3 tRNA genes and 2 rRNA genes (2 of these 5 running past the window's edge) are annotated in these 2,500 nt (G+C 51.7%); all 5 read right to left on the minus strand.

Going from position 1 to position 2,500, the window contains the following annotated elements:
- Positions 1-68: transfer RNA gene (locus ACP8HG_RS16255), tRNA-Lys, on the minus strand; it reaches 8 nt to the left of the window's first position.
- Positions 69-74: 6 nt separating this feature from the next.
- A tRNA-Thr gene (locus ACP8HG_RS16260) sits at positions 75-150 on the minus strand.
- A gap of 25 nt (positions 151-175) precedes the next feature.
- A tRNA-Val gene (locus ACP8HG_RS16265) sits at positions 176-251 on the minus strand.
- A 64-nt stretch (positions 252-315) separates the two neighbouring features.
- Positions 316-431 (minus strand): 5S ribosomal RNA (gene rrf, locus ACP8HG_RS16270).
- A 153-nt stretch (positions 432-584) separates the two neighbouring features.
- Positions 585-2,500, minus strand: a 23S ribosomal RNA gene (locus ACP8HG_RS16275); it runs 1,016 nt beyond the window's last position.

A 2,500-nucleotide genomic window follows, 5' to 3' on the forward strand; every position in this document is an offset into this window, starting at 1 on the left:
CATGCAGGATTCGAACCTGCGACCCTCTGATTAAAAGTCAGATGCTCTACCAACTGAGCTAATGGCTCGAAAAGTGGTGCCGGAGAAAGGACTTGAACCCTCAACCTACTGATTACAAGTCAGTTGCTCTACCAGTTGAGCTACTCCGGCTAATAAATTTCGCTATAAAATAATATGGTGGAGGATGACGGGCTCGAACCGCCGACCCCCTGCTTGTAAGGCAGGTGCTCTCCCAGCTGAGCTAATCCTCCTGGGTATAAGTTAGACAATAATAAACTACTTGTCCTTTTGAACATCTATGTAATGAATGTACAAGCCCGGCGACGTCCTACTCTCACAGGGGGAAACCCCCAACTACCATCGGCGCTGAAGAGCTTAACTTCCGTGTTCGGGATGGGAACGGGTGTGACCTCTTCGCAATCGTCACCAGACTTTTGTCATCTTTCTCAAGAGACATTATTCATTATATCATATAGGCAATATAATTGCAAGTACTTTTTTTATGAACGGTACTTATTCGCTCAAAACTGAATAAAACAGACATTGTGCTACACAGAATCAGGGTAATCAAGCCCTTTTCAAAATTGGTTAAGTCCTCGATCGATTAGTATCCGTCAGCTCCACACGTCGCCGTGCTTCCACCCCAGACCTATCAACCTCATCTTCTTTGAGGGATCTTACTTACTTGCGTAATGGGAAATCTCATCTCGAGGGGGGCTTCATGCTTAGATGCTTTCAGCATTTATCCCGTCCATACATAGCTACCCAGCGATGCCTTTGGCAAGACAACTGGTACACCAGAGGTATGTCCATCCCGGTCCTCTCGTACTAAGGACAGCTCCTCTCAAATTTCCTGCGCCCGCGACGGATAGGGACCGAACTGTCTCACGACGTTCTGAACCCAGCTCGCGTACCGCTTTAATGGGCGAACAGCCCAACCCTTGGGACCGACTACAGCCCCAGGATGCGATGAGCCGACATCGAGGTGCCAAACCTCCCCGTCGATGTGGACTCTTGGGGGAGATAAGCCTGTTATCCCCGGGGTAGCTTTTATCCGTTGAGCGATGGCCCTTCCATGCGGAACCACCGGATCACTAAGCCCGTCTTTCGACCCTGCTCGACTTGTAGGTCTCGCAGTCAAGCTCCCTTATGCCTTTGCACTCTACGAATGATGTCCAACCATTCTGAGGGAACCTTTGGGCGCCTCCGTTACTCTTTAGGAGGCGACCGCCCCAGTCAAACTGCCCGCCTGACACTGTCTCCTGCCCCGATAAGGGGCATGGGTTAGAAGTCCAATACAGCCAGGGTAGTATCCCACCAACGCCTCATCCGAAGCTAGCGCTCCGGAATCCAAGGCTCCTACCTATCCTGTACAGGCTGCACCGGAATTCAATATCAGGTTACAGTAAAGCTCCACGGGGTCTTTCCGTCCTGTCGCGGGTAACCTGCATCTTCACAGGTATTATAATTTCACCGAGTCTCTCGTTGAGACAGTGCCCAGATCGTTACGCCTTTCGTGCGGGTCGGAACTTACCCGACAAGGAATTTCGCTACCTTAGGACCGTTATAGTTACGGCCGCCGTTTACTGGGGCTTCAATTCGAAGCTTCGCTTGCGCTGACCTCTCCTCTTAACCTTCCAGCACCGGGCAGGCGTCAGCCCCTATACTTCACCTTGCGGTTTTGCAGAGACCTGTGTTTTTGCTAAACAGTCGCCTGGGCCTATTCACTGCGGCTCTCTCGGGCTTTAACACCCTACCAGAGCACCCCTTCTCCCGAAGTTACGGGGTCATTTTGCCGAGTTCCTTAACGAGAGTTCTCTCGATCACCTTAGGATTCTCTCCTCGCCTACCTGTGTCGGTTTGCGGTACAGGCACCTCCCGCCTCGCTAGAGGCTTTTCTTGGCAGCGTGAAATCAGGGACTCAGGGATAAATCCCCTTGCTGTAACAGCTCAATGTTATAGGAACGGGATTTGCCTCATTCCACACCTCACTGCTTAGACGCGCATAACCAACAGCGCGCTCACCCTATCCTACTGCGTCACCCCATTGCTCAAACGGCGGGGAGGTGGTACAGGAATATCAACCTGTTGTCCATCGTCTACGCCTTTCGGCCTCAACTTAGGTCCTGACTAACCCTGAGCGGACGAGCCTTCCTCAGGAAACCTTGGGCATTCGGTGGAAGGGATTCTCACCCTTCTTTCGCTACTCATACCGGCATTCTCACTTCCAAGCGCTCCACCAGTCCTTACGGTCTAGCTTCGACGCCCTTGGAACGCTCTCCTACCACTGACATCTAAGATGTCAATCCACAGTTTCGGTGATTCGTTTAGCCCCGGTACATTTTCGGCGCAGCGCCACTCGACCAGTGAGCTATTACGCACTCTTTAAATGATGGCTGCTTCTAAGCCAACATCCTGGTTGTCTGGGCAACGCCACATCCTTTTCCACTTAACGAATACTTGGGGACCTTAACTGGTGGTCTGGGCTGTTTCCCTCTCG

Source organism: Sporosarcina sp. FA15 (assembly GCF_051550195.1).
Classification (GTDB): Bacteria; Bacillota; Bacilli; order Bacillales_A; family Planococcaceae; genus Sporosarcina; species Sporosarcina psychrophila.